We start from the raw sequence: 24,911 nt of genomic DNA, 5'->3' as shown, positions 1-24,911 counted from the left end.
GTGACCACCCGCCGACCACGAAGGAGTGGAGAACTTCCATGCCGAACGAGAAGCAAGCGGAGCGGATGACGTCGGGGAAGGGGTTCATCGCGGCGCTCGACCAGAGCGGCGGCTCGACGCCCAAGGCGCTGCGCCTCTACGGCATCCAAGACGACGCGTATTCCTCGGAAGAGGAGATGTTCGACCTCATCCACCAGATGCGTTCGCGGATCATCACCTCCCCGGTGTTCACCGGCGACCGCGTCCTGGCCGCGATCCTGTTCGAGCAGACCATGGACCGCGAGATCGAGGGCACCCCGTCGACCACCTATCTGTGGGAGACCAAGGGCGTGGTGCCCATCCTCAAGATCGACAAGGGCCTGGCCGAGGCGTCCGACGACGTGCAACTGATGAAGCCGATCCCGGGACTGGACGAGCTCCTGGAGCGCGCCGTGAGCAAGGGCGTCTTCGGTACCAAGGAACGCTCGGTGATCGGCGGCGCCAACGCCAAGGGTATCGCCGCCGTGGTCGCCCAGCAGTTCGAGCTCGCCCACCAGGTGCTCTCGCACGGCCTGGTGCCCATCATCGAGCCCGAGGTCACCATCTCGATCGCGGACAAGGCCGAGGCCGAGGCCATCCTGCGCGACGAGATCACCAAGCAACTCGAGAACGTGCCCGACGGGCAGCGCGTCATGCTCAAGCTGAGCCTGCCGACCGAGGCCAACTTCTACCTCCCCCTGATCGAGCACCCGAAGGTGATGCGAGTGGTCGCCCTCTCCGGCGGCTACTCGCGCGAAGAGGCCAACGACCTGCTGGCGAAGAACCACGGCCTGATCGCCAGCTTCAGCCGCGCGCTGACCGAGGGGCTCACCGCCGACCAAACCGACGAGCAGTTCAACGCCACGCTCGATAAGGCGATCCAGTCGATCTACGACGCGTCGGTCGCCGGCTGACCTAGTAGCGGTGGTCGGCCATCCGAGGCGGGCCGTCCCCGGCGTCACGTTCGTCCGATACCACCGCGGGCACCATCTCGCTCGTCACCAGCCCGTCGTCGCGGGTCAATTCGTCGATCACGTCAAAGGATTCGGCGACGTTGGCCGGGGTGTCGACGACGATCGTCACCACGGGGACGCGCCGGCGCAGCGACAGGAACCTGTCACCGTGCGGTTCATGGTCGCCGTGGTAGCCCCAGATGCCGCGCACCACCGTCGCGCCGTCGGGCGCTTCGCGTTGACGAAGCCGCCGCAGGATCGCGCGGTGAATCGGCACCCCGTCGTATAGAGCCGACTCGGACGTGTAGATCGTCAACTTCTGGAACAGCGGCAGACCGCGTTCGTCGACCCCCGGGAGGGCGTGCGGCCGTTCCAGGAATTCGCCGTCGCGTTTGCACACGCGGACCCGCTCCAGCGTGACCATGGGTTGCCGGAGCAACCCCGTCAGCTCCGGCAGCACCGCCGCGATCCGTTCCCCGGATCCGACGGCGACGATCATCATCGGCACGTTGGCGTTACGGCCGAAGAATCGCGCACGGTGCCGCTGTCCGTGGGTGACGCCGTCGACCCCCAGCAGCACCGACGCGCCGGCTATCCGGCGCCGATGCAGCACATCGCAGATGGCGACGTAGGCGGGTGCGCCGTTGACACGTTCCTTGCGGCCGACGTAGACGGTCAGCTTGACGGCTTCGCGCAATTCGTCGGGGAGCTGCAGCGGCTCCGCGAGTGACCCGTCGTCGCGCAGCAGCCGCGCCCGCTCCAAGGTGACCAGGCCCCGCTGCTTGACGGCGAGCACCGGGTCGAGCAAAGCCTCGATCTTCGCCCTGGTGTCGACGGCGATGATCGCGACGGGCGGGTCCTCGGACAACGTCAGCGACTCGTCGGTCCTCAGGTGGCGCCCGGAACCGAAGCCGCCGATGCCGCGCAGCACCACGCCACAGGCGATGCGATGCCGGGCATAGAGATCGAGCAGCACATCGGACACGAAGCCTTGGTCGGTCCGCCGACGCTCGGCCAGGTAGGTGGTGAGCTTCAGACAGTCTTCGTCCATCGCCGCTCCCGTCACTTTGCGGCGATCCTACTCGGTTGGAGACCCCAAGCGTCGCAACGGTGTTCGACGCTGTCCGGCTCACCGTAGGTTTTCGGTCGGCACCGCGTAGCGGTCCTGGTAGGCCCGCGCCCGCTCGCGCACCTCGCCGGCCTCGAGACCGGTGTCCGACCAGGTGTAGCGGCCACGCCCGCCGTCACCGGGGTGGGCGGCAAGGAAGTCACGCATCTTTTGCTCGGCATCGGGGCGCAGCTCGCGATCGAGCCGCTGATAGATGTCCTTGATCGTGGTCCACGGGTCGTTGATGAAGTCGGCGTACTGCACATCGATCACGCGGTCTGCCGGCACCGCCCCGCTGTCGCGCAGGGCCATCTCGCGCTCCAGCCCGACGACGATCTCCTCGTAGGACTGCGCCGCGCACTCGGCGATGCTGGACCCGTCGCTGCACATCCGGCGCAGGTGGTGGGTCAGCGCGGCGATCGACGAGATGACGTTGAGCGGGTCGCGATGGGTCTGCACGATCAACGCGTCGGGGTACTCGGCCAGCAGCGTGTCGAGCTGCCACAAATGCGCCGGGGACTTCAGCAACCACTGCCCGGGAACACCGGATTGCAAGTGCTGCAGAAAGATTCGGTGAAAGCGGTACGCGCCTGCGTGGTCCGCCTCGTAGAGCAGCCAACGGTAGTAACTCGGTAGGCGGTACTGCACCGAAAAGATCATGCTGACGAACTCTGCGGCCGTGATGCGCACGCACTCCTGACCGACGAGGGCGCCCATCGGATGAAACGCCAGAAAGCCCGGCATGATCTGCTCGGACATGTCGATGGCGGCCTGCGCCTGAGCTATGCGCGGATCGTCGTGATAGGTCTCCGGCTGCGGAACCGGGCAGGGCTCGTCGACCTCCCAGGTCAATGGGGCGCGCAGCGCAGGGTCCTGGGCGAGCAGGTCGTAAAGGATGGTGGTTCCGGTACGGGGCTGACCGACGATGAATATCGGCGCCGCAACCGGTTTCGTCGCGATCTCCGGATTCTGCTTGCGCCAGGCGGTCACGCCCAGGCGATTCTTGAGGGCCCGCATGATGTCAAGGTGGGCGATCTCCACGCCGATGTCCGACAGCCGCGCCTCGTTGATCAGCCCGTCGGTGAGGCGGTGCAGGCCCGGCCGCCACCCCTCGGCGCCGAAGTCATCGCTTCCGGCTTCCTCGCAGGCGGTGGCTATCAGCCGCTCGGGGGCGAATCGGTCCTTCAGTGTCATACCGGCTCCTCACATCGGCGCACCGCCACTGCTACGTCGGGAGGGCTGGGGTTGTCCAGCCAGCGCAGGACGACGAAACCGCGATGCCGGCCACCGGTGGCGAGCCAGTGGCCGACTCCGAAGTCCTTCGCGGAGATCGCGATTCGCACCCGGCCGTCCGCATCGGGTGAGGCGCCGCGGTTGGTCACCGAGCTGTGCCGGGCGCGCGGTTCCAGGCACTCGTGCCAGATGCTTTCCAGCGTGACGTTCCAATAGCGGGTGTCGGGGGGAGCGATGTCGAGGACCAGGGCCTCGTTCGGTTCGAGCCGGTAGGTCCCGATCATGTACAGGTTGTCCGGGGTGGTGTCGGCGGCGCCGAGGTTGGCGGCCTCGGCGGTCAGCAGCGTGTTCGGCATGTCGAGCAGTTCCGGCTTGATGGTGCGGTGCAACGTCGCGAGCTTCATCAGTGACCACGCCATCGCGGTGAACTGGTCGGCGAGCTCGCCGTCTGTCAGCGGCGCCGGCGGGACGGGGTCCAACGCCTCGATCCGCACCGTGGCCAGCTCTTCGCGCGCCCGGTCACCGATGTACTCCCGGACCACCACCGACGAGGCGTCCTCGGGAATCTTCACCCATTGCGCGCCGGCGAGGTCGGACGGTTCGTCCGCCGACAGCACGAGCGCGAATTCTCCTGAGTCCAAGGCTAAGTCGACGTCGCTGACGTACGCCGCCATGCGGCGCGGCGTGAGTCCCGTCCCGGCCAGGATCTGCAGCCCGAGGTAGGCGCTGGTGCCCCGCGATCCGGTGATCCGGTAGCTCCGGTCCCCACGAATCATCGCCAGGTAGTAGTTGCCGTCGGGATTCGGACCGCCGACCATGCGGTTGTCCGAACACATATCGAAGAAGGAGGGCCGCTCGGCGTCCGCCTCGACGGACATCTGCGCGCACAGGGACGAGACGCGGGCGATCAGCCGCAGGCCTTCGAGCAGTTCCCGCTCGGATTCGGCGTCTTCGCTCACGACCTTGGTGATGTCCGCAAGCATCTGCTGGACGAACTGCCACGCGGCGCGCGCCTTCGGGGCCGCCTGATCGGACGAATCGGGATCGTGAGACATCGTCTCATGCTAAGACTATGTCTTACGCCTTAGGCGTCGATTCGCGGAAAAGGTGGGGGAATGGCTGCCACGACATCGTTGGCCGAACGCAAGCGAACGGCCATGCGGCAGCGCATCGCCGCCGCCGCCGCGCAGCTGGTCGCCGACCGCGGCCTGGCGGGCACAACGGTGGAACGCATCGCCGACGAGGCCGACATCGGGCGGGCGACCTTCTTCCGCTACTTCAACTCCAAGGAGGACGCCGTCGCGGAGGGCATGACGGTCCATTGGCTCAACCGGATCACCGCCGCCCTGGCCGCCCAGCCCGAAGGCTCGAGCGCCACCGACGCCGTCATCGGCGCCTTCTCCGAGCTCGCCGGCGGATTCGCCGAAATCGAGGACCAGATTCGCGAATTAGCGGTCCTGACACGGTCTTCCGAGACGTTGGACGCGTGGACACTGCACATCTATGTGCGTTACGAGCTGGCGATCGCCGAGCTGATTGCGCCTCGGCTGTCGCGATCGGCGGCCCAGGATCCCCGGCCCCGCCTGATCGGCGCCCTGGCGATGGCGACTGTGCGGATCGCCCTCGACGACTGGCTCAGCCACGGGGGCTCCCTGCCGGACCGCGTCAGCCAGGGCCTGGCGGCGATCACGATCAGCTGATCAGCCTTTGAGCGCCTCGACGATGAGCCGCGTGGTGCGTTCGGCTCGTCGCCGCGAGTAGGGCTGCGCGCCGGAGAGGATCGGGTACACCACACCGCCGACGATCGCGTCCGCAGCCGATTCGGCCTTGGCGGCGCCGATGCCATCGGCGAGCAGCCGGGCCCGCACGCTCTCGTGCAGCGGCGCGCTGAAGCCGGCGCGCAGTCTTACGGCGGTGTCCTCGTGTTCCATGCAGGCGACGGTCAGGGTCCGCAACATCGCGGCGCCGCGGGCGGTCGTCAGGCTGGTCACCAGCTTGCCCACCCAGCGAACCAGGTCGGCGGTCAGGTCGCCGGTATGGGATACCGACGCCAGCAGTTGATCGGCGTCCTCGAGCATGACGTCGGCGACCAGCGCCGGCCGGCTGGGCCACCACCGGTAGATCGTCTGCTTGCCCACGCCGGCACGGGCGGCGACCGCTTCGATGGTCAGACCGTCGAAGCCCCGCTCGAGAAGCAGCTCGCGCGTGGCGGTGACGATCGCCGTGCGCGACTTCTCGCTGCGCCGCCTCGGCGCGCTCACCTGGGTGAGATCGCTTGGCATATGGTGATCCTCACTGCCGCGGTGGCCCGCTTTACATAGCCTGACTACCCCCGGTAGTCTGCCACAAGACGAGACGGTCCGTCTTGTAAGTCCCGGAAGGATATCAGTCCGTGCGGCCAACCATAGTCACCTCTCGGCCGTCATCGTGACCCTGGGACTGAGCCCGGAGCAGCAGGAGCTCAGCGACGCCGTCGGGCGGTTCGCCGGCCGGCACGCCCCCATCGCCGCCACCCGTGACAGCTTCGACGACCTCGCGGCCGGGTGCCGCCCCGAATGGTGGGATGCCCTCGTCGGCAACGGCTTTCACGCCGTGCACTTACCCGAAAGCCTGGGCGGCCAGGGCGGCCGGCTGAGCGACGCGGCCTGCGTTCTGGAGGCGGCGGGCAAGGCGCTGTTGCCCGGGCCGCTGCTGCCGACGGTCGCCGCGGGGGCCGTCGCCTTGCTCGCCGATCCGACACCGGCCGCCGAAGCGCTGCTGCGCGACCTCGCCGCGGGCGTCGCCGCGGCCATCGTGCTTCCCGACGACGGCGACTTCAGGGCACGCGCCGACGATGGGGGATGGCGGATCACCGGGGCGTCCGAGGTCACCGCGGGCGTGTGCGCGGCGGGAACGGTCCTCGTCGCCGCCCGCACGGAAGGCGACGACGTGGTCTGGGTGGCTGTCGACACCGAAAACCCCACGGCGACAGCGGAGCCCGTCAACGGCACCGACCTGGTCGCCGACGCCGGCATCTTGCGGCTCGACGACTACCGCGCGGCCGGCGCTCAGGTACTCACCGGGATCGATCCCGAGCGTGCGCGGTGCGTCACGCTGGGCCTGCTGGCCAGCGCGATGGCCGGCATCGTGCAGTGGTGCGTCGAAGCGGTGACCGCGCACCTGCGCATCCGCGAACAGTTCGGCAAGGTGATCGGTACCTTCCAGGCGTTGCAGCACAACGCCGCGATGCTGCTAGTCAGCAGCGAGCTGGCCACCGCGGCGGCCTGGGACGCCGTGCGAGCGGCCGACGAACCCATCGACCAGCACCGCATGGCCGCCGCCGGTGCGGCGGTGATCGCGATCTCACCGGTGCCCGACCTCGTCCTCGACGCGTTGACCATGTTCGGCGCCGTAGGGTTCACCTGGGAGCACGATGTGCACCTTTACTGGCGGCGGGCGATCAGCCTCGCGGCCTCGATCGGCCCGGCCAATCGCTGGGCCCGCCGTTTGGGCCAGCTGACCTGCACCCAGCAACGCGACATGTCGGTCGACCTCGGCGATGCGGAATCCGAGTTTCGTTCCTGGGTCGCCGAGACGCTGGATGCGGCAATGCAATTGCGCAACGACCAGCCGGCACCGCACGGCGACTACCCGGACCAGGCCTCCGGGCCCCAGCGCACGTTGATGGGCGATGCCGGCCTGATGGCGCCACACTGGCCGGCGCCGTGGGGCGTCGATGCGGGTCCCCTCAAACAGCTCATCATCGACGAAGAGTTCGCCAAGCGACCCGGGTTGGTCCGGCCGTCGCTGAACATCGCCGAGTGGATCCTGCCCTCGGTGCTGGCCGCCGCGCCAAAAGACCTGCAAGAAAAGCTGATTCCGCCTACCCAACGCGGCGAGATCCATTGGTGTCAGCTGTTCAGCGAGCCGGGTGCCGGCTCCGACCTTGCGTCGCTGGCCACCCGGGCGACCAAGGTCGACGGCGGTTGGCGGATCAACGGCCACAAGATCTGGACGTCGTTGGCGCAGTATGCCGACCTTGGCGCCCTGCTGGCGCGCACCGATCCCGAAGCCGGCAAGCACCGCGGCATCGGTTACTTCATCCTCGATATGCGGTCGCCCGGCATCGAAATCCAGCCGATCAAAACGGCCACCGGACAGGCGCACTTCAACGAGGTGTTTCTCAACGACGTCTTCGTCCCCGACGAGATGTTGCTGGGCGCCCCCACCGACGGATGGAACCTCGCGATCGCCACCATGGCCGAAGAGCGTTCGGCTATCAGCGGTTACGTGAAGTTCGACAGGGCGGCAGCGCTGCGCCGGCTCGCGGCCGAGCCGGGACCCGACCGCGACGACGCGCTGCGCGCGCTCGGGGAACTCGACGCGTACGCCAACGCGATCAAGGCACTGGGGGTGCGGGAGACCATCCGGCTGCTCGACGGCCAGGCGTCGGGCCCGGCGTCCAGCATCGCGAAGGTGGCGATGAACGTGCTGCTGCGCAGGACATTCGAGGCCACGCTGGGGTTGACCGGACGCACGGCGATGGTTGCCGACGCCGACCCCGACATCGTGGAGCGCTACCTGCACCTGCCCGCCGAGCTGATCGGCGGCGGAACCAGGGAGATCCAGCTGAACATCATCGCGCAGATGATCCTCGGGCTCCCCCGAAAGTAGGATGGCCCATGGGATTACGCGGAGAAGCGGCGATCGTCGGCTACGTCGAGTTGCCGCCCGAGCGGCTCAATAAGGCCTCGCTGGCGCCGTTCGCGATCGAACAATGGGCGGAACTCTCCGCGGCCGCCCTCGAGGACGCCGGACTGTCCGGCGATGTCGTCGACGGGATCGTGGCGTCGCACCTGGCGGAGTCGGAGATCTTCGTGCCCTCCACCATCGCCGAATACCTCGGCGTTGGAGCGCGATTCGCCGAGCACGTCGACCTCGGCGGAGCCAGCGCGGCGGCGATGGTCTGGCGGGCGGCCGCGGCGATCGAGCTGGGCATCTGCGACGCGGTCTTGTGTGCGCTGCCGGCCCGGTACATCACCCCCTCGTCGAAGAAGAAGCCCAGGCCGCTGGTGGACGCGATGTTCTTCGGCTCGTCGAGCAACCAATACGGCTCTCCCCAGGCCGAATTCGAGATCCCGTACGGCAATCTCGGCCAGAACGGGCCGTACGGGCAGGTGGCCCAGCGCTATGCGGCCGTTTACGGGTACGACGAGCGGGCGATGGCGAAGATCGTCGTCGATCAGCGGTTCAACGCCAATCACACCGAAGGGGCGATCTGGAAGGACAAGCCGCTCACGGTCGACGACGTCCTGGCCAGCCCGGTGATCGCCGACCCCCTGCACATGCTGGAGATCGTCATGCCCTGCGTCGGGGGCGCCGCGGTGGTCGTCGCCAACGCGGATCTCGCCAGACGCGCGCGCCATCGGCCGGTGTGGATCAAGGGATTCGGCGAACACGTGCCGTTCAAGACTCCGACCTATGCAAAGGACCTGCTGCACACCCCGATCGCGGAGGCCGCTGACACCGCGTTCGCCATGACCAGCCTTCGCCGCGAGCAGATGGACATGGTGTCGATCTACGACTGCTACACCATCACCGTGCTGCTGTCGCTGGAGGACGCGGGCTTCTGCGAGAAGGGCAAGGGCATGGAATTCGTCGCCAACCATGATCTCACCTTCCGCGGTGACTTCCCGCTCAACACCGCGGGCGGTCAGCTGGGCTTCGGTCAGGCCGGGCTGGCCGGCGGCATGCACCACGTCTGCGACGCCACGCGCCAGATCATGGGCCGCGCGGGCGCGGCGCAGGTGGCCGACTGTCACCGCGCCTTCGTGTCCGGGAACGGCGGAATCCTGTCGGAACAAACCACGCTGATTCTCGAGGGGGATTGATCGCAGATGGCCACCTTCGAGCGCCCGATGCCCGTCAAAACCCCTACCAGCGCCCCGTTTTGGGACGCGCTGGCGCAGCACCGGATCGTCATCCAGTACTCGCCCTCGCTGGGAAGCTACGTGTTCTACCCACGGGTGCGGGTGCCGCGCACGCTCGCCGACGATCTGGAATGGCGAGAGATCTCCGGCATGGGAACGTTGTATTCCTTCACCGTGGCGCGCCGGCCGGTGAGCCCGCACTTCGCCGACGCCGTGCCCCAGCTGCTGGCCATCGTCGAATGGGACGAGGGGCCAAGGTTTTCCACCGAGATGGTCAACGTCGACCCTACCGACCTGCGGGTGGGGATGCGGGTGAAGCCGGTGTTCTTCGACTACCCCGAACACGACGTCACAATGCTGCGATACACGCCCGCCGACTGACGTCCCGCGACAGCGACTATTAGTCGCTACTTCACCGGCGGCCGGCCGGCAAAGCGACAGCCGCCCCGATGACGACCCGGTGTTGCGATATAACTCTTTAGCCGCGGCTGCGAACGAGCGTACGCGGTTGACACTGTGATCGGCGCCATTATCTACTAGTCACTACGGCGGCGAGGAGTGCGGCATGAACAAGGACGATCTGATCCTGATCAGCGTGGACGATCACATCGCCGAGCCCGCGGACATGTTCGACGCGCACGTCCCCGTGAAATACAAGGACCGCGCCCCCCGGGTGGTTATCGAACCCGACGGCATCCAACAGTGGTATTACGGCGAGGTCCGCGGGCGCAACATGGGCCTCAACGCCGTGGCGGGAAAGCCGCGGGAGATGTACAACATCGATGCCTCCCGCTACGACGAGATGCGGCCCGGTTGCTTCAACGTCGACGAGCGGATCCGCGACATGAACGCCGGCGGTCAACTGGCCGGCCTGAACTTCCCCAACTTCACCGGGTTCTCCGGGCAGGTCCTCAACCAGGGTCCCGACCGTGACGTCAACCTGGTCATGATCAAGGCCTACAACGACTGGCACATCGACGAGTGGTGCGCGGCCTACCCGGGCCGCTTCATTCCCTGCGGCATCCTGCCGCTGTTCGACGTGGCCGAGGCGGCCAAGGAAGTCGAGCGCCTCGCTAAGAAGGGCTGCCACGCGGTGACGTTCTCGGAGAACCCAGAGGCGTTGCAAATGCCCAGTATTCACACCAAGTACTGGTATCCGCTGTTCGAGGCGGTCTGTGAGAACAAGACGGTGCTGTGCACGCACGTCGGCTCCGCATCGCGCTCTCCGCAGGTGTCGACGGATGCCCCGCCCAGTGTGCAGATGACGGCGTCGTCGATGATGAGCATGTTCACCTTCGCCGAGCTGATCTGGGCCGAGTTCTGGGCCGACTTCCCGCAGCTGAAGTTCTCGCTCACCGAGGGCGACGTCGGCTGGATACCGTACTTTCTGTGGCGGGCCGAGCACGTCTACAACCGCCACTCGGGATGGACGCTGGCCAAGTTCCCGCCCGGTTACAGCGGACCGGCCGACGTCTTCAAGCGGCACTTCTACACGTGCTTCATCAGCGACAAGGTCGGCGTGCGCAACATGGACTGGTTCAACGAGGACATGCTGTGCTGGGAGTCCGACTTTCCCCATTCCGACAGCAACTGGCCGTTCGCACCCGAGGACGTCATCGCGACCATGGGGCATCTCGACGACTCGGTGATCGACAAGATCACCCACGAAAACGCCATGGCAGCCTACTCATTCGATCCGTTCCGGCACATCCCCTCAGAACACGCCCGTGCCGGGTACCTGCGCGCCCAGGCCACCGACGTCGACGTCGTGACGCACGTGGGGCGCCAGGCGAGCCAGCGTGACCGCGACGCGTGGACCCGGATGACCCAGTTCGCGCTGCAGGCGCAGGTGACGGCGGAAGCCGCCGGAATTGCGGGCCGGGCCACCACCCTGGGCAACTGAACGTGTCACCCCGAGCGCCGTTCGCGGGCTGGCGCGTGCTGGAGTTGTCCAACGGCATCGCGGTGTCCTACTGCGGCAAGATGTTCGCCGACGCCGGTGCCGAGGTGGTGAAAATCGAATCGCCGGAAGGCGATTCCCTACGCGGGCGGTCGGCCGGCGGGCCACCGGGCGCGCTGTTCGGCTATCTGGCCGCGGGCAAGAAGTCGGTGACCAACAGCGGCCAGGCGGAGATTTCCGCGCTGCTGGCCGGCGCCGACATCGTGCTCACCGACCTGACCGATGGGTGGGCCCTCGACGAGATCGGTTCCCATACCGGCCCTTCGGCCGTGGTGGTCGCCGTGACGCCGTTCGGCACGACGGGCCCCTACGTTGACGATCGCGTGCTCGCCAACGAGTTCATCCTGCAGGCCCTGTGCGGCTCGACCGCCGGCCGCGGCTGGCCGGAAGACGAGCCGGTGCAGGCCGGCGGCCAACTCGGTGAGTGGTTGGCGGGCACCTTCGCGGCCGCGGTCGCCGCGGCGACCGCCCGGCATGCCTCGCGTAGCGGCCGCGGGGAGGTGATCGACGTGTCGACGTACGAGGCGATGGTGATCGCGATGGGTGGCCTGTCCGCCATGTCGGCCAGCGTGCTGGGTGCGGATTCCCTACTGGGACGGCGCAGTTTGGAACTGCCGTCGATCGTTCCCACGGCCGACGGCATGGTCGGGTTCTGCACCATCACCGCGCAGCAGTTCCAGGACTTCCTGGTGCTGATCGATCGCGCCGACCTGCTCGACGACGCCGAGCTGGCGTCGTTCGACGGCCGCGTCGCCCGCCGCGACGAGTTCGTCGGCATGGTCACGCAGTGGACCCAGTCCCGCACCACGCAGGAGATCGTCGACCTCGCGGTCGCTTTCCGAATCCCGGTCGCACCTATCGCCACACCCGAGATGTTGCCCACCATCGACCATTTCGGGCAGCGCGGCGTGTTCGCCGAGTCCGATGCGGGCGTGCTGCGGCCCAGGGTGCCGTATCGCAGCGACGCGATGCAAACCCGGCCACCCGGGCGGGCGCCGCTGCTCGGTGCGGACAACGGCGGCGTTCACTGGCCGCCGCGGCCGGTCCCTCCCCCGGGTGCCGACAACGAGGCGCTCCCGCTGGCCGACACGCGGATCACCGATTTCACCGCCTTCTGGGCGGGGCCCGTCGCCACCCAGCTGCTTGGCGCGCTGGGCGCCGACGTGATCAAAGTCGAGGGCGTCCGCCGGCCCGACGGTATGCGGTTTTCCGCCGGGCGCCCACCCAGCTGGGACCAATGGTGGGAGTGGGGTCCGGTCTTCCTGTGCAGCAACAGCAACAAGCGCGGCGTCAGCGTCGAGCTCAGCACCGACGCGGGACGGGACATCGCGCTGGAGCTCATCGCCGCAAGTGATCTCGTCATCGAGAACTTCTCGCCCCGCGTGATGACGAACTTCGGTCTGGGCTGGGATGCAGTGCACGCGGCCAACCCTCGCGCCGTCATGGTGCGGATGCCCGCCTTCGGTCTCGACGGGCCGTGGCGCGACCGGGTGGGTTTCGCCCAGACGATGGAGCAGGCCACCGGCATGGCGTGGATGACCGGACACGCCGACGGCCCTCCGGTGATTCCCCGCGGTGTGTGCGACCCGATCGCGGGCCTGCACGCGGCCTTCGCCGCCGTGGCGGCACTGGTGGTGCGCGACCGCGACGGAACCGGGATGCACGTCGAATCGACGATGGTCGAGGCGGCGCTGAACGTGGCCGCCGAAATGCTGGTGGAGTACTCGTGTAACGGAATTGAGATGCGCCGCAACGGGAATCGAGGCCCCGGCGCCGGCCCCCAGGGGGTTTACCGCTGCCGGGGGGAGGACGACTGGGTGGCGCTGGCCGCGATGGACGACGCCGCCCGCGCGTCGCTGGCCAGGCTGCTGGTCCAACCGGATCTTCGCGCCGGTGACCGGCTGGAGCACCCGGACGAAATCGACAAGCTGATCTCCGACTGGACGGCGGGCCGGTCGGTGGCCGAAGCGGTCGGGGCACTGCGCGGCGCCGGGGTGGCAGCGGCGCGCGTCACGCCGGCCCCGGACCTCCTGCGCGACCCGCACCTGCATGCGCGCGGTTTTTGGGAAACCGTCGACCACCCGGTCGCCGGCTCTTTCCTGTGCACCGGAATGCCGTTCGCGTTCCTCGGCAGGCCGCGGCGCTGGATCCGCCGGGTGCCGCCCCTGTACGGCCAGCACACCGGCGAGGTCCTGACGGACCTGCTGGGGCACAACCAACAAGAGTTGTCCGCGTTGCGGCAGGCGGGGGCCATCAGCGCCCGGCCGGCGGGCCTCTGACATGCCGGTCACCCTCTGCGTGCCGCCCCGACCCGGCGAACTGTGTGCACCGGTGCGGTTTTTGGTGCGCGAGGATTCGGTGGTGATGGAACTGACCGCCCGGCACCGCATCACCGGCGTCGAATGGGACGAGCACGAGCGCGCGGTGGCGATGGTCGTCGAGATCACCGACCCGCAGACGGCCCGACCCGTGGACGTGCGGATCGACGTGGTCGATGCCGGCGCGGAGCCCGCCGATGCCCGAACCACGACGATCGGGACCATCATCCGCGACGGGCGACCGTACGACGTCGTCGGCACCTACCTCGGTGTCGTGGCGGACGAAAACTAGACGCGAAGGATTACGGAAGTGGCAGGCACAAAACGCACCGCGGCGATCGTCGGCGTGCACAACACCCGGCAGGGCCGCCGCCTGGAGGGCGAGACCTCACGCAGCCTGGCACTGGCGGCCATCCGCGGCGCACTCGACGACGCGGGCCTGCGCCTCGAAGACGTCGACGGGATCAGCGCGGGGCCCCTGTCCACGGCGCTCATCTACGACCTGCGCCTCGGCCCGGCCTGGCAGGGCCTCGCCTTCGGCGTCGGCATGATCACCGAGGCGGTCACCGCCATCGAACACGGCATGGCGGACGTGGTGGTGCTGGTGGCCGCCCAGGCCGGCGAGTACCGCGACCACGAGGCCACGGCGCCGTGGACGCGGCCGGAGAACGAATTCGTCGCGCCGTGGGGCATGTTCACCACCGCCGAGTTCGCGCTCATCGCGCGCCGGCACATGCACACCTACGGCACGACGCGCGAACAACTTTCGATCGTGGCCGCGACCATCCGCAACAACGGATCGCGCAACCCCGAAGCCGTCTACTACCAACGCGGACCCTTCGCGCCCGACGACATCACCGCATCCCGGCCCATCGCCGACCCGTTTCACCTCCTCGACTGCGCCACCACCTCCGAAGGCGGATGCGCACTGGTCGTGGCAAGCGTCGAAAAGACCGACCGCGCAAGCCAGCCCATCTACGTGCTGGGCAGCGGCGCCGACTTCCACGGCCCGTCCTACCAGCACCCACCGGCGTGGGACCTCACCGGGCGGCGCGACCGGCATGTCAACGGTGTGGTCGGCAGGCGCGCGGCCGAGCGCGCGTTCGACCACGCCGGGCTGCGGCCCGCCGATGTCGACGTGCTGGAGCTCTACGATCCGTTCTCCTTCGAAATCATCCGCCAGCTCGAGGCTTTCGGGTTCTGCGGCGAAGGTGAGGGCGGACCGTTCGTCGCCGACGGCCACATCGCCATCGACGGCAGCCACCCCATCACGACCGACGGAGGAACCATGTCGTTCAGCCACGCGGGCTCCAATCCGCAGATGATGCAGCGGGCCGTCCGCGCCGTCCAGCAGCTACGCGGCCAGGCGGGCGAGCTTCAGGTTCCCGACGCGCACATCGCGTTGTGCAGCAACGGGGGAGCGGGGGCCTTGTTCACCACACTGCTGATTCTGGGAGACGAACCGCTGTGACTTCCGAAGCCCTGCGCCCGCAAACCGGCCCCGTGCCCCACGCGAGTAGCCACCTGAGCGTTCCGTTCTGGGAGGGCTGCCGGTCCGGCGAGTTGCGGTATCAGCGCTGCGAGGCCTGCGGCCTGGCGAACTTCCCGCCGACCGAGCATTGCCGCCAATGCCTTTCGGCGCAGGTGCCTTGGGAGCGCAGCGCCGGACAGGGCGACATCTACAGCTGGACGGTGGTTCACCGTCCGGTGACTGCGGAATTCGAACCGCCCTACGCGCCCGCGATCGTCACGCTGGACGAGGGCTACCAGATGTTGACCAACGTCGTCGGGGTGGCGCCGGAGGACTTGCGGATCGGCATGCGCGTGCGGGTGCAGTTCCACGCCGTCGGGCCCGACGTCACGCTGCCGTACTTCACCGGCCAGAAGTAGACCAGTCGTGAGCCCCCGGCGCACCAGCAACGGCCTCCCGGTAACCGCCTACCTCGTGCTGGGTGTGCTGGCCGCCAACGACGAGCAGCTCACCGCCGGCGAGATCAAAATGCGCGCCGAGTTGTCGGTGGGCCATTTCTACTGGTCTCCGTCGGTCAGTCACGTACGGCGCGAGCTGAACCGCTTGTTGGCTCGCGGCATGGTGAGCGAAACCGGCGCCCAATCCGGCAAGCGGGCGATCACGCTCTACGAGACCACCGATGCCGGGCTCGACGCACTACGCCGGTGGGTGCAGCACTTCCCGGGCGAGGACCAGGTCGTCATCAAGCACCCCGTCATCCTCAGAACCTGGCTCGCCCGTGGCGAGGACCCCGAACACATCGTCGACACGCTGGACCGGCACCTCGAGGCGACCCGGGCGCGGCTGGACGAGGCGCTGTGGTCGCGGCAACGGTCGCGTGAACTCGGCATCAGCGATGACCCGGACCAGCGCTTCTCGTTGGCGGTGCTGGACTACGCGATCCGCGGCTTGTATGCGGAGATCTCCAACATCGCGCAGTTGCGTGACGAGATCGCCGCCGGCACAACGCGGGATCCGGTCAGGCGGGTGCGACGGTCGAAGGGCCAGATCCGCCGGCGGGTGTCCGGGACTCAGAGGTAGGCGTCGCGACGGCGTAGGCGGTCCCGCGTGGTTGGCGTTCCAACAGCACTTCCCCCGCCGCGATATTCGTCCCTTCTGCGATCAGTTGACGCTTGAGCACTTTGTGGGTGGCGGTGCTGGGCAGGTCGGTGGCGATGCGGACGTAGCGCGGGCGGGCCTTGGGGGACAGGTCCGGCTGCGCGTCGAGGAACGCTTCGAAGGAATCGGCGTCGAGGGCATGCCCTTCGTTGAGTACGACCGCGGCCATCACCTGGTCGCCAACGCGATCGTCGGGAACGGCGTACACCGCGACGCGGTTGATTGAACTGTGCCGCAACAGGATCCGTTCGATCGGGGCGGCGGCGAGGTTCTCCCCGTCCACCCGCATCCAGTCGGCCGTGCGGCCGGCCAGGTATATCCAGCCGTCGGAGTCGCGGTAGGCGAGGTCGCCGGACCAGTACATGCCGTGGCGCATGCGTTCGGCGTTGGCATCCGGGTCGTTGTAGTAGCCGGTGAAGAAACCCGAGCCGGCCGTGTTGACCAACTCGCCCACGGCGTCGTCGGCGTTGACCAGGGCGCCGTCGGCGTCGAAGCGGGCGACCGCACACTCGGTGACGGTGTCGCTGTTGTAGATCGCCACCCCGTCGATCCCCTTGCCGATCGAGCCCTTCGGCGTGCCGGGTTCGCGGATCACGATGACCGCGTTCTCGGTGGAGCCGAAGCCGTCCTCGACCTGCACGCCGAACCGCCGCGCAAACTCCTCGATGTCCTTGTCGTTGGCCTCGTTGCCGAACGCGACCCGCAGCGGGTTGTCGGCGTCGTCGTCGCGTTCGGGCGTGGCCAAGATGTAGGCGAGCGGCTTGCCCACGTAGTTCATGTACGTCGCGCCGTAGTGGCGAACGTCGTCGAGGAAGCTGCTCGCCGAGAAGTTCGCCGGCACGATCGCGGCGCCGGAGACCACCGCGGGCGCCCACCCCGCGACGACCGCGTTGGAGTGGAACAGCGGCATCGATACGTAGCAGGTGTCCTGCTCAGAGAGCGCGAAGCGCTGGACCAGGTTGACGCCGGCGAACGTCGCCATCAGGTGTGACACCTGCACCGCCTTGGGGTTTCCGCTCGTTCCCGACGTGAAGATCATCATGAATGGGTCCATCGCGGTCACCTGTCGGTGGGGCACGAGTTCGCCTGCGTCCTTGATGAATTCGGTCCACTGCGGCGTCGAGGTGTCGAGGATCTGCGTTCCCTCGAGGTCCAGGCCGTCGAGCAGCGGGCGGTGTTCGGCGTCGGTGATGAGGAACTGGCAATGGGCGCGCCGCACGTCGGCCGCGAGCGCCTCGCCGCGCCGGGTGGTGTTCAGGCCGCAGAGGACGTAGCCGCCGAGGCCGGCCGCCGCCATCTGGCTCAGCATCTCCGGGTTGTTTCCCAGCAGGGCGCCCACGTGCATCGGCCGGTCTCGGTCGGCGGCCGATATCAGGGCCGCCGCCCGCGCCGCCGAACCCGCCAGGTACTGACTCCAACTCCACTGCAGGGCGCGATGTTTGACCGCGACACGCGGATCGGACAAGCGCCTCTGCAGCAGCGCCTGAATCGTGTCCTCAGTCATCGGTCCAAGTCACCTTCACTATGCCTAGCCTTTTGCGAGACGAGACGGTCCGTCTTATGGTAGCGACGGCCGGACGTCGCCCCGTTATCCGCCCACCATCATCAAGCCGCCGTCGACCGCCAGCAGCTGCCCGGTGATGAATCCCGAACCGGACCCGGCCAGAAAGACCAGCATCGGGCCGAGGTCCCGCGCGGGATCCCCCAGCGTCCCGCCCAGGGGAATCATCATCTGCATCTGCTGGTCGATGAACGCACTCGCGTCGGGGCCGAGGAACTCGCGCAGCCGATCGGCGCCGGCCGTCTGCACCGCGGGCGCCAGCGCGTTGACGGTGACCTTGTCCGCCGCCCACGCTTTGGCGGCCGACCGCGTCCATGCCTGGACCGCACCCTTGGTGGCGGCGTAGACGGCCGAGATAGGGCTGCCCATCACGGCTTCGGACGAGCCGAAGTTGATGATCCTGCCGCCCTTGGGGTCCTGGTCCTTCATGACGGCGTAGGCGGCCTGATTGGTGAGGATGGTCGCCTTGACGTTGGTGTCCAACAGGAACGAGATGTCGTCACCGCCGATGTATCCGGGAATCCCGGCCTGCCACAGCCCCGCGGCGTTCACCAACACGTCGAGTCCGCCCATACCGTCGGCGGCTTGTCGCACCATCGCCGAGACGGCGTCGCCGTCGCGCACGTCGCACTGCAGCCAGCCGGCCGCGAGGCCGTCAGGCGGCGGGGTCTGGTGATAGGTGGCGGCGACCTCCGCCCCGGCCTCGCTGAGGGCTCCCACGGCGGCCGCGCCGATGCCGGTCGCGCCGCCGGTGACCAGGATCCGCCGGCCCCGCAGCGGTGGCGTCGTGTCTGACATGCGCAAGACGCTACCGCCGGCGGGGCGGGCGGTTACGCGCGCACCGCGATCGTCGACAACAGGTCGGCGAGCCGGTCCGGCTGGTCGATCATCGAGAAGGTCCTGGCGCCGCCGATGACCTCGAGGCGGGCATTGGGGATGGTGGCGGCCAGGCGGACCCCGTCCTCCTGCTCGAAGAACACGTCGTCGGCAGACCAGGCGATGAGGGTGGGCTTGTCGAACTCAGGCAGGCGGGCGGCCACCCCCGTCGTCACCTCGGTGCGCATCGACAGCGTGAACTGGCGCAAGTCTTCGGCGATGCGGGGGTCGGATAGCCCCGGTCGCACCCACGCCTCGGTGAGGGCGTCGATGTTGTGGTGCGCCAATCCGTCGAACGCGCGCTTGCGCGCCGCCGGCACTCGCATGGCCTGGGAAACCGCCCGGAACGTCGTCTTCGACTTGGCCGCCAGGATCACCGGCTTGAGGATCGGCGGCGGAAAGTGTTCGAACGCATCGCAACTCGTGAGCACCAGGGCGCCGAGCCGCGCGGGGTGGTGCACGGCCACCAGTTGGGTGACGACCCCGCCCGTGTCGTTGCCCACCAGCACCACGTCCTGGAGGTCGAGCGCGGTCAGCACCTCGGCGACCATCCCCGCGACACCGGTGATGGTCCGGTCGGCGCCGCGGCGCAACGGCTCCGGATGCGCGCCCAGCGGCCACGTCGGGGCGATGCACCGCAGCCCGCGGTCGGCCAGGCGTTCGCTGACCTGGCGCCACAGCTGGCCGCTCATCATGTACCCGTGCACGAAAACGACCGGCCGGCCGCTTTCGGGTCCGGTTGCTTCGTAATGGATGGTTCCGGCACTAATGTCGATCGTCGACATAGAGAACTCCTACCTCGGGATACATTTACAAACAGGCTGTCTGTTCGTAAGTTACCAACAGGTTGTATGGAAAGCAAGAGACGGACTCAGGAAGAGCGCTCCGCGGCGACCCGCGACGCGCTGATCGCGGCCGCCCGCAAGCTGTGGGGGTTACGCGGTTACGCGGAGGTCGGCACGCCGGAGATCGCGGCCGTCGCGGGGGTTACGCGCGGTGCGATGTACCACCAATTCACCGACAAGGCAACGCTTTTCCGCGAGGTCGTCGAGGCGGTTGAGCAGGACGTGATGGCGCGGATGGGCACCCTGGTGGCCGATTCGGGTGCGACGACACCGGCGGACGCGATCCGTGCGGCGGTCGACGCGTGGCTGGAGGTTTCCGGGGATCCGGAGGTGCGTCAGCTGATGTTGTTGGACGCCCCGAGTGTGCTGGGCTGGGCCGGTTTTCGCGACGTCGCGCAGCGGTACAGCCTGGGCATGACCGAACAGTTGATCACCGAGGCGATCCGGGCCGGACAGTTGGCCAGGCAACCGGTGCGGCCGTTGGCGCACGTGCTGATCGGTGCGCTCGACGAGGCGGCCATGCTCATCGCGACCGCCGAGGACCCGAAACGCACGCGCAGAGAGACGCGGCAGGTGCTGCACCGGCTGATCGACGGCATGCTTACGGGGTCATGAGGCGCTGAACCGATGGGGCCACCAGCTCCGCTCCCGTAAGAGCGTCGCGATAGCTGGAACGGTGAGCGTGCGAACGACGAACGTGTCCAGCAGCAGCCCACAGCCGATCACGAATCCGGCCTGGACCATCATGTCGAGCGATCCGATCATGAGGCCGAACATGCTGGCGGCGAAGATCAGGCCCGCTGAGGTGATCACGGAGCCAGCGCCGACCGTCCGCTGCATGGTGGTGGCCGCGTTTTGGATATCGGTGAGAGTGCCGGCAAGGGTTGCGGTTTGGTTGAACTGATCGCTGAGTCCGGCCACCTGGTCGAAGAATCCACCGTTGCGCAAGGTAACGAGTACGCGGGTTTCATCGCGCAGTTGTGCGCACTGCGGCGTGGTGGCGCACCAGGGTGAGGCATCGAGGCCTTCGACGAGTGGTTCGATCGCCGCAATGGCGGCGGCGGCTTGTTGGGCCAGGGGCCGCAACCCCGCGCCGGTGTGAACGGCTTGGTCCACGGCCGGTGCCGTGGCGTTGAGTTGCTGCAGCAGGGGCCGCGCGCCCTGCAACTGTTGACCCCTGCTTCCGGCTTGGTCCAAGAGATCGGTCAGTGGTGTGAGCGCACGCCGGAGCGTGGTGTCGAGTTGGCCCAAGCCGGCCGCGAGTTGGTCGGCACCGTTGGTGAGCTTGGCGAGGTCGTCCCTATGGGCTTCGCCATCGGCGACGGCGCCGGCCATCTTGTCGCCGATTTGTCCGTTCTGCCAAGACAATTGCGCTTGATCGAGCCGGTTCCCGGTCGGGCGGGTCACACCAGAGACGCGAGTGACCCCGGGCAGCTGCGCCACCCGCGAGGCCAGCGCGTCGAGATCGGCGAGGCCTTTGGCGGTCCGCATGTCGGTGCGGGATTGCACAAGCAGGAATTCGTTGATGACGGTGTCTTTGGGGAAGTGCCGATCCAACAGCTGATAGCCCTGATTGCTGGCGGTGCTCGCGGGTTGTCCTTTGCGGTCGTCGTAGCTGATCGTCATGGTGGCCACGACGCCGGCCAGGGCCAGCAAGACCACCAGGCTCGCGGCCAGCACCGGCGTTGGTCGTCGTACCACCACGACGGCGATCCGGTTCCAGTACTGACGCGATAAGTCGGCGCGCGGCTCGGCGATGCCGCGTTTGGCCGCCAGCGCCAATAGCGGCGGGAGCAGCGTGACGGTGGCCAGGAATCCGATCAGCACGGCAATGGCACATGCGGGGCCAACACCCTGGAAGACGCTCAGGCGAGCGAACACCATGGAGGCCAGCGCCAGGGCGACCGTCGCCGCTGAAGCCAGAATGACGCGCCCGATGCTGCCGCAGGCATGAGTGATGGCCTGTTCGGGGGCGTTTCCATGCCGTCGTTGTTCGTGATAGCGGCTGATCAGGAACACGCTGTAGTCGGTGCCGGCGCCCAACAGAACCGCGGTCATGAACGCGATGGTGAATTGCGAAACCGGAACGCCGAATTCGCCCAGCGCCGACAGAACACCTCGGCCGACGGCCACGCTCGCGCCGATCACCAATAGCGGCAACAGGGCGGTGGCCACCGATCGGTAAACCAGCAGCAGGATGAGCCCGATGAGGGCGGCGGTCGCGATCGAGATGAGAAGCAGCTCGTGTTCGCCGGAGCCGATCTGATCACGGAACGTCGCGGCCGGGCCGGTGACGTAGGCGGTGGTCGATGATCCGCTGACGACGGAGGAGACGTGCGCGCGCACGGCGTCGACCGACTCGGCCGCCTTCGGGTCGCCCAGTGTGCCGGTGATCCCGATGGGCAGGAACCACGCTTTTCCGTCTTTGCTTACCGCGCGGCTTCTGGTGGTGGGCTCGGCAAGTAGATCCTGCACCAGCAGAACGTGAGTTTTGTCGGCGCGCAGCGCGACCACGAGGGCGTCGTAGCGTTGCCGCGCGGGTGGGGTCAGTCCGGCGGGGTCTTCCATCGCGATGACGATCGAGGTCTTCGCGCCCCGCTCGTCGAACGCCGCTGCCATGCGATCAAGCGCTTGAAACGACGCCACGTCACCGGGCAAGAGCTGGACCGACTGCTGGCGCACGACCGTCTCCAGTTGTGGGAAGGCGATAGCGAGGATCACCGCCACGCCGATCCAAGTGCCGATCACCCATGCGTTGCGCCGGACGGCAAGTCCGCCCAGCGCGGCAAGGCGCGCACTGTATTCACCGGTGCGCTCACGCTGGGGCTCGGCCCGTTGCCCGCGCCAACGAAACCCGTTCCCGAAAAGATCCCCCGTTGCACCGCTCCCCCTATGATTGGTTGGTGAAGCAGTTCACCAAACCGTATTGGTGAAGATCCTTCACCAAAGTGAGGTGCGGGCGCAAGTCCGCCAGTCAAACGACAATGGAGCGAGGCCTGATGGCAGTGCACCGTGGCCTAACCGCTGATCAGCGGCGTGAACAGCGCCGCGGACAGTTGATCGAGGCTGCTTTCGACACGATTGCCGAGCATGGGGTGAACAATCTTCGGGTGCGCGCCGTCAGCGCAAGCGCGGGGCTTAACGACCGCTACTTCTACGAGAGCTTCCGCGACTGCCACGAGTTGCTGATCGCGACTTTCGAAGACCAATTCAGCCGCGCGTTGACGGGGATCATGGCAACGGTCGCGGAGTCACCGCACCAACTCGAGGCCCGCGCCCGCGCCGTCATCGAGTTCGCGTTCGGCTTCATCGACGAGGATCCGCGGCGCCCGCGGCTGCTGATCGAGCTGCAAACGGCCGAAGCGCTCGCCGGGCGTCGGGACGAGGTGATCGACGTCCTCACCCAAGTCATGGTCGGGCAGGTACGGGCACTGCTCGGTGCGGCCGCCGGTACCGACGACAACGTCATGCTGACCGCGTTGACGGTGGTCGGCGGCCTTCTTGAGCTGATCACCCAGTGGTACCGACGCCAAATCAAGGTGAGTCGACCTCAGCTCATCGAGTTCATGACGGCGCTGGTCGTGACAACGACGGACATCGCCGGCGCCCTCGAACGCCGACTCACCGCGGAGGATCTTTAGTCACCGCGAACGGCGCCGACGCCCGCGATCGCCTAACGGTGGTTCTGGGCGAAGAACTGCCAGATGGTGTCGGTGGCGTCCAGCGCCGTCGAGGGTGGCGGGATGCCCGCGAGCTTCTCGGCGAGGGGGCTGGGTTCGCCGCCCGGCCATTGATGGCCCGCGCCGGCCACCGAGATCAACTCGACGGTGCGTCCGTCCGCGCAGCCGGCGATTTGTGTCGTCACGTCGCCGGTGGTGCTCGAGTTCGGCGCTCCGCACGCGTCAATGGCGCGCCAGGTGGCATTGACGGACTGCGCCGACGGCCCGTCGACGCGGGCGGTCCCGTTGAGCGCGAACGCCTTTCCGGGCCCGCCGTCATAGGGCACCCTGTCGTCGGCCGTGCCGTGGATTTGCAGCACCGACGCGCGCCGTGCTTGGGAGCAGTCGGTCAGCACCGTGCCCGCCACCGGGGCGATCGCGGCGAACACGTCCGACTGGCAGCCGAGCCGGAGCGCCATCATGGCGCCGTTGGACATACCGGTGACATAGACGCGCGCCCGGTCGATGGGCATTCCTTGCTCGATGGCGCCGACCATCGTCGTGATGAAACCGACGTCGTCGGTGCCGACGCGCTGCGGTTCGCCGCAGCACGTCCCGGCGTTCCAGGCGCGGTTGATGCCGTCGGGGTAGGCGACCACGAAATGCCCGGCGTCGGCCTCGGTGTCCCAGTGGTAGGCGCGCTCCGCCTGCTGGCCCGTGCCGAAGCCGCCGTGCAGCATCACCACCAGAGGGGCCGCATCGGTGAGTCCCTGCGGCCGGTAGAGGTGATAGCTGCGGCTTGCGCCGCCCGACTCGACGCTCTGGGTGGACTGTCCGACCGGAATCGATTGCGAACCGGGCGTTCCCAGCGCGTGGCCGCCGCCCAGGCAGCCGCCGAGCACGACCGCCAGGACGGCGACGAGGCAGACGCTGACGGCCCGGGCGCGGCGCGATCGCATGACGACATCGTGGCAGCCGATAGGCATTTTGACAAGTTGCTTGTCAATTGCGGTGGGGGTGGCACACTCTTTCCATGCGGCGCCCTCTGCATCCGGACTGGCAACCCACCGTTCCCGCGCTGGTGAACCTGGTGGCCGCGTCCGGGGCGCCACGCTTGCGGTCGGCGTTTGCCGCGGCGGGGCTTGACGGGATCCGCCCGGGGCAAGCGGTCGCGCTCGTACCGTTGGCGGCGGGTGGCCTGCACGCGTCGGATCTGGCCGACCGGCTCCAAGTGAGCCGGCAGGCGGTCGCCCAGGCGATCGCCGGACTGGAGCGACATGGCTACGTCACCCGAGTCCCCAACCCGCTGGATGCGCGGGCCCGAATCATCGAGCTGACACCTCGCGGCCGCCAGGCCCTACGCGTAATGCGTTCGAACGCAGTCGAATTGGAGCGGCAGTGGGAGCAGGCCCTGGGGCGTCAGCGATTGACCGCGCTACGTGAGACCTTGCAGATGTTGCTCGCGGCTCAGACCGAGGCGGCGGGGGAATAGCCGCTGGCGGAAATTCCCATGTCTTGATCGTCGCCGACGGCCTAGGCTCGACCCAAGACAGTGAACAGGAGTCGCCGTGCCCATCTTCATGGTCGAGCGCAACTTTGCCGAGGAACTCGAGCCCGGCCTCGAGGTTGCCGACGGTATCAATCGAATCAACGACCTCGAGGGCGTTCGCTGGATGTACTCGTTCCTGTCGGCGGACAAGCGGAAGACGTACTGCCTATATGAGGCGCCTTCGCCGGAGGCCATCAGGTCCGCGGCGGCGCGGGCCGGCCTGCCCGCCGACTCCGTCGTCGAAGTGAAAGAGCGCTTGATGCCGGACGGGGTGCTGTCCGACATCTGAGCGC

At 67.9% G+C, this 24,911-nt stretch carries 24 protein-coding genes; 15 read left to right on the top strand and 9 right to left on the bottom strand.

All coding sequences use genetic code 11. The annotated features are described in order from the left end of the window. Positions 1 to 38: 38 nt before the first annotated feature. Positions 39 to 932, top strand: coding sequence for a fructose bisphosphate aldolase (locus tag H7J89_RS08950; RefSeq protein ID WP_264041983.1), 894 nt, complete (start codon positions 39 to 41; stop codon positions 930 to 932). Position 933: 1 nt separating this feature from the next. Here the strand turns inward: H7J89_RS08950 and H7J89_RS08945 are convergent, their stop codons facing one another. From H7J89_RS08945 to H7J89_RS08935, 3 genes are all read right to left on the bottom strand, one after another. Then, the gene (locus H7J89_RS08945; protein ID WP_264041981.1) at positions 934 to 2,022 is read right to left on the bottom strand and encodes a DUF190 domain-containing protein; all 1,089 of its coding nucleotides are present in this window, start codon (positions 2,020 to 2,022) and stop codon (positions 934 to 936) included. Between the two features lie 78 nt (positions 2,023 to 2,100). Further along, positions 2,101 to 3,273 carry a sulfotransferase family protein gene (locus tag H7J89_RS08940; protein WP_264041979.1) on the bottom strand — a complete coding sequence of 391 codons (1,173 nt, stop codon included), beginning with the start codon at positions 3,271 to 3,273 and terminating at the stop codon, positions 2,101 to 2,103. Beyond that, positions 3,270 to 4,367, bottom strand: a complete 1,098-nt coding sequence (locus tag H7J89_RS08935; RefSeq protein ID WP_264041978.1) for a DUF1214 domain-containing protein — start codon at positions 4,365 to 4,367, stop codon at positions 3,270 to 3,272. Before H7J89_RS08935 ends, H7J89_RS08940 begins: the two co-directional genes overlap by 4 nt. Before the next feature lie 60 nt (positions 4,368 to 4,427). Between H7J89_RS08935 and H7J89_RS08930 the strand changes: the two genes are divergently transcribed. Next, the gene (locus H7J89_RS08930) at positions 4,428 to 5,012 is read left to right on the top strand and encodes a TetR family transcriptional regulator (protein ID WP_264041977.1); all 585 of its coding nucleotides are present in this window, start codon (positions 4,428 to 4,430) and stop codon (positions 5,010 to 5,012) included. On the opposite strand, the gene H7J89_RS08925 is transcribed toward H7J89_RS08930, so the two are convergent. After that, a complete protein-coding gene (locus H7J89_RS08925; protein WP_264041976.1) occupies positions 5,013 to 5,594 on the bottom strand; it encodes a TetR/AcrR family transcriptional regulator in 582 nt (193 codons plus the stop codon). A 145-nt stretch (positions 5,595 to 5,739) separates the two neighbouring features. Between H7J89_RS08925 and H7J89_RS08920 the strand changes: the two genes are divergently transcribed. The 9 genes from H7J89_RS08920 to H7J89_RS08880 all read left to right on the top strand — a co-directional run bounded on the left by H7J89_RS08920 (position 5,740) and on the right by H7J89_RS08880 (position 16,050). Next, positions 5,740 to 7,965, top strand: coding sequence for an acyl-CoA dehydrogenase family protein (locus H7J89_RS08920; protein ID WP_264041974.1), 2,226 nt, complete (start codon positions 5,740 to 5,742; stop codon positions 7,963 to 7,965). 8 nt (positions 7,966 to 7,973) lie between these two features. After that, the gene (locus H7J89_RS08915; RefSeq protein WP_264041973.1) at positions 7,974 to 9,182 is read left to right on the top strand and encodes a thiolase family protein; all 1,209 of its coding nucleotides are present in this window, start codon (positions 7,974 to 7,976) and stop codon (positions 9,180 to 9,182) included. A 6-nt stretch (positions 9,183 to 9,188) separates the two neighbouring features. Next, entirely contained in the window at positions 9,189 to 9,602 is a 414-nt protein-coding gene (locus H7J89_RS08910; protein ID WP_264041972.1) for a Zn-ribbon domain-containing OB-fold protein, read from the top strand. Between the two features lie 184 nt (positions 9,603 to 9,786). Then, complete coding sequence (locus tag H7J89_RS08905) at positions 9,787 to 11,124, top strand: amidohydrolase family protein (protein ID WP_264041970.1); 1,338 nt, start codon at positions 9,787 to 9,789, stop codon at positions 11,122 to 11,124. Positions 11,125 to 11,126: 2 nt separating this feature from the next. Then, positions 11,127 to 13,460 (top strand): CaiB/BaiF CoA-transferase family protein, encoded by a 2,334-nt coding sequence (locus H7J89_RS08900; protein ID WP_264041968.1) that lies wholly within the window; start codon positions 11,127 to 11,129, stop codon positions 13,458 to 13,460. 1 nt (position 13,461) lies between these two features. Next, positions 13,462 to 13,791 carry a hypothetical protein gene (locus H7J89_RS08895; protein WP_264041966.1) on the top strand — a complete coding sequence of 110 codons (330 nt, stop codon included), beginning with the start codon at positions 13,462 to 13,464 and terminating at the stop codon, positions 13,789 to 13,791. An 18-nt stretch (positions 13,792 to 13,809) separates the two neighbouring features. Next, on the top strand, positions 13,810 to 14,970 hold the full coding sequence (locus H7J89_RS08890) for a thiolase family protein (protein WP_264041964.1): 1,161 nt from the start codon (positions 13,810 to 13,812) through the stop codon (positions 14,968 to 14,970). Beyond that, positions 14,967 to 15,389: a Zn-ribbon domain-containing OB-fold protein gene (locus H7J89_RS08885; RefSeq protein WP_264041961.1), complete on the top strand. Its 423-nt coding sequence runs from the start codon at positions 14,967 to 14,969 to the stop codon at positions 15,387 to 15,389. The genes H7J89_RS08890 and H7J89_RS08885 overlap by 4 nt, the downstream gene beginning before the upstream one ends. A gap of 7 nt (positions 15,390 to 15,396) precedes the next feature. Continuing rightward, positions 15,397 to 16,050: a PadR family transcriptional regulator gene (locus H7J89_RS08880; RefSeq protein WP_264041959.1), complete on the top strand. Its 654-nt coding sequence runs from the start codon at positions 15,397 to 15,399 to the stop codon at positions 16,048 to 16,050. On the opposite strand, the gene fadD1 is transcribed toward H7J89_RS08880, so the two are convergent. The 3 genes from fadD1 to H7J89_RS08865 form a co-directional block, all read right to left on the bottom strand. Further along, on the bottom strand, positions 15,989 to 17,632 hold the full coding sequence (gene fadD1 / locus H7J89_RS08875; RefSeq protein ID WP_264041957.1) for a fatty-acid--CoA ligase FadD1: 1,644 nt from the start codon (positions 17,630 to 17,632) through the stop codon (positions 15,989 to 15,991). The genes H7J89_RS08880 and fadD1 overlap by 62 nt on opposite strands. A gap of 84 nt (positions 17,633 to 17,716) precedes the next feature. Next, positions 17,717 to 18,487 (bottom strand): SDR family NAD(P)-dependent oxidoreductase, encoded by a 771-nt coding sequence (locus H7J89_RS08870; RefSeq protein WP_264041955.1) that lies wholly within the window; start codon positions 18,485 to 18,487, stop codon positions 17,717 to 17,719. A gap of 32 nt (positions 18,488 to 18,519) precedes the next feature. Continuing rightward, positions 18,520 to 19,350 (bottom strand): alpha/beta fold hydrolase, encoded by an 831-nt coding sequence (locus tag H7J89_RS08865; RefSeq protein ID WP_264041953.1) that lies wholly within the window; start codon positions 19,348 to 19,350, stop codon positions 18,520 to 18,522. Positions 19,351 to 19,416: 66 nt separating this feature from the next. On the opposite strand from H7J89_RS08865, the gene H7J89_RS08860 reads away from it, so the two are divergent. Then, a complete protein-coding gene (locus tag H7J89_RS08860) occupies positions 19,417 to 20,025 on the top strand; it encodes a TetR/AcrR family transcriptional regulator (RefSeq protein ID WP_264041951.1) in 609 nt (202 codons plus the stop codon). Here the strand turns inward: H7J89_RS08860 and H7J89_RS08855 are convergent. Next, complete coding sequence (locus tag H7J89_RS08855; RefSeq protein WP_372513763.1) at positions 20,020 to 22,191, bottom strand: MMPL family transporter; 2,172 nt, start codon at positions 22,189 to 22,191, stop codon at positions 20,020 to 20,022. The two genes, H7J89_RS08860 and H7J89_RS08855, sit on opposite strands and share 6 nt — an antisense overlap. Positions 22,192 to 22,409: 218 nt before the next feature. Here H7J89_RS08855 and H7J89_RS08850 point away from each other — a divergent pair, with 218 nt between their 5' ends. Next, positions 22,410 to 23,051, top strand: coding sequence for a TetR/AcrR family transcriptional regulator (locus H7J89_RS08850; protein WP_264041949.1), 642 nt, complete (start codon positions 22,410 to 22,412; stop codon positions 23,049 to 23,051). Between the two features lie 32 nt (positions 23,052 to 23,083). On the opposite strand, the gene H7J89_RS08845 is transcribed toward H7J89_RS08850, so the two are convergent. Further along, a complete protein-coding gene (locus H7J89_RS08845; protein WP_264041947.1) occupies positions 23,084 to 24,028 on the bottom strand; it encodes an extracellular catalytic domain type 1 short-chain-length polyhydroxyalkanoate depolymerase in 945 nt (314 codons plus the stop codon). Positions 24,029 to 24,102: 74 nt separating this feature from the next. Here H7J89_RS08845 and H7J89_RS08840 point away from each other — a divergent pair, with 74 nt between their 5' ends. Both H7J89_RS08840 and H7J89_RS08835 read left to right on the top strand, forming a co-directional pair. Beyond that, positions 24,103 to 24,561 carry a MarR family winged helix-turn-helix transcriptional regulator gene (locus H7J89_RS08840; RefSeq protein ID WP_264041945.1) on the top strand — a complete coding sequence of 153 codons (459 nt, stop codon included), beginning with the start codon at positions 24,103 to 24,105 and terminating at the stop codon, positions 24,559 to 24,561. Positions 24,562 to 24,637: 76 nt separating this feature from the next. After that, positions 24,638 to 24,907 (top strand): DUF4242 domain-containing protein, encoded by a 270-nt coding sequence (locus tag H7J89_RS08835; protein ID WP_264041943.1) that lies wholly within the window; start codon positions 24,638 to 24,640, stop codon positions 24,905 to 24,907. Positions 24,908 to 24,911 lie beyond the last annotated feature (4 nt).

The organism is Mycobacterium paraffinicum (genome assembly GCF_025822865.1).
Taxonomy (GTDB): Bacteria; Actinomycetota; Actinomycetes; order Mycobacteriales; family Mycobacteriaceae; genus Mycobacterium; species Mycobacterium paraffinicum.
This window is presented reverse-complemented; position numbering and strand designations above follow the sequence as displayed.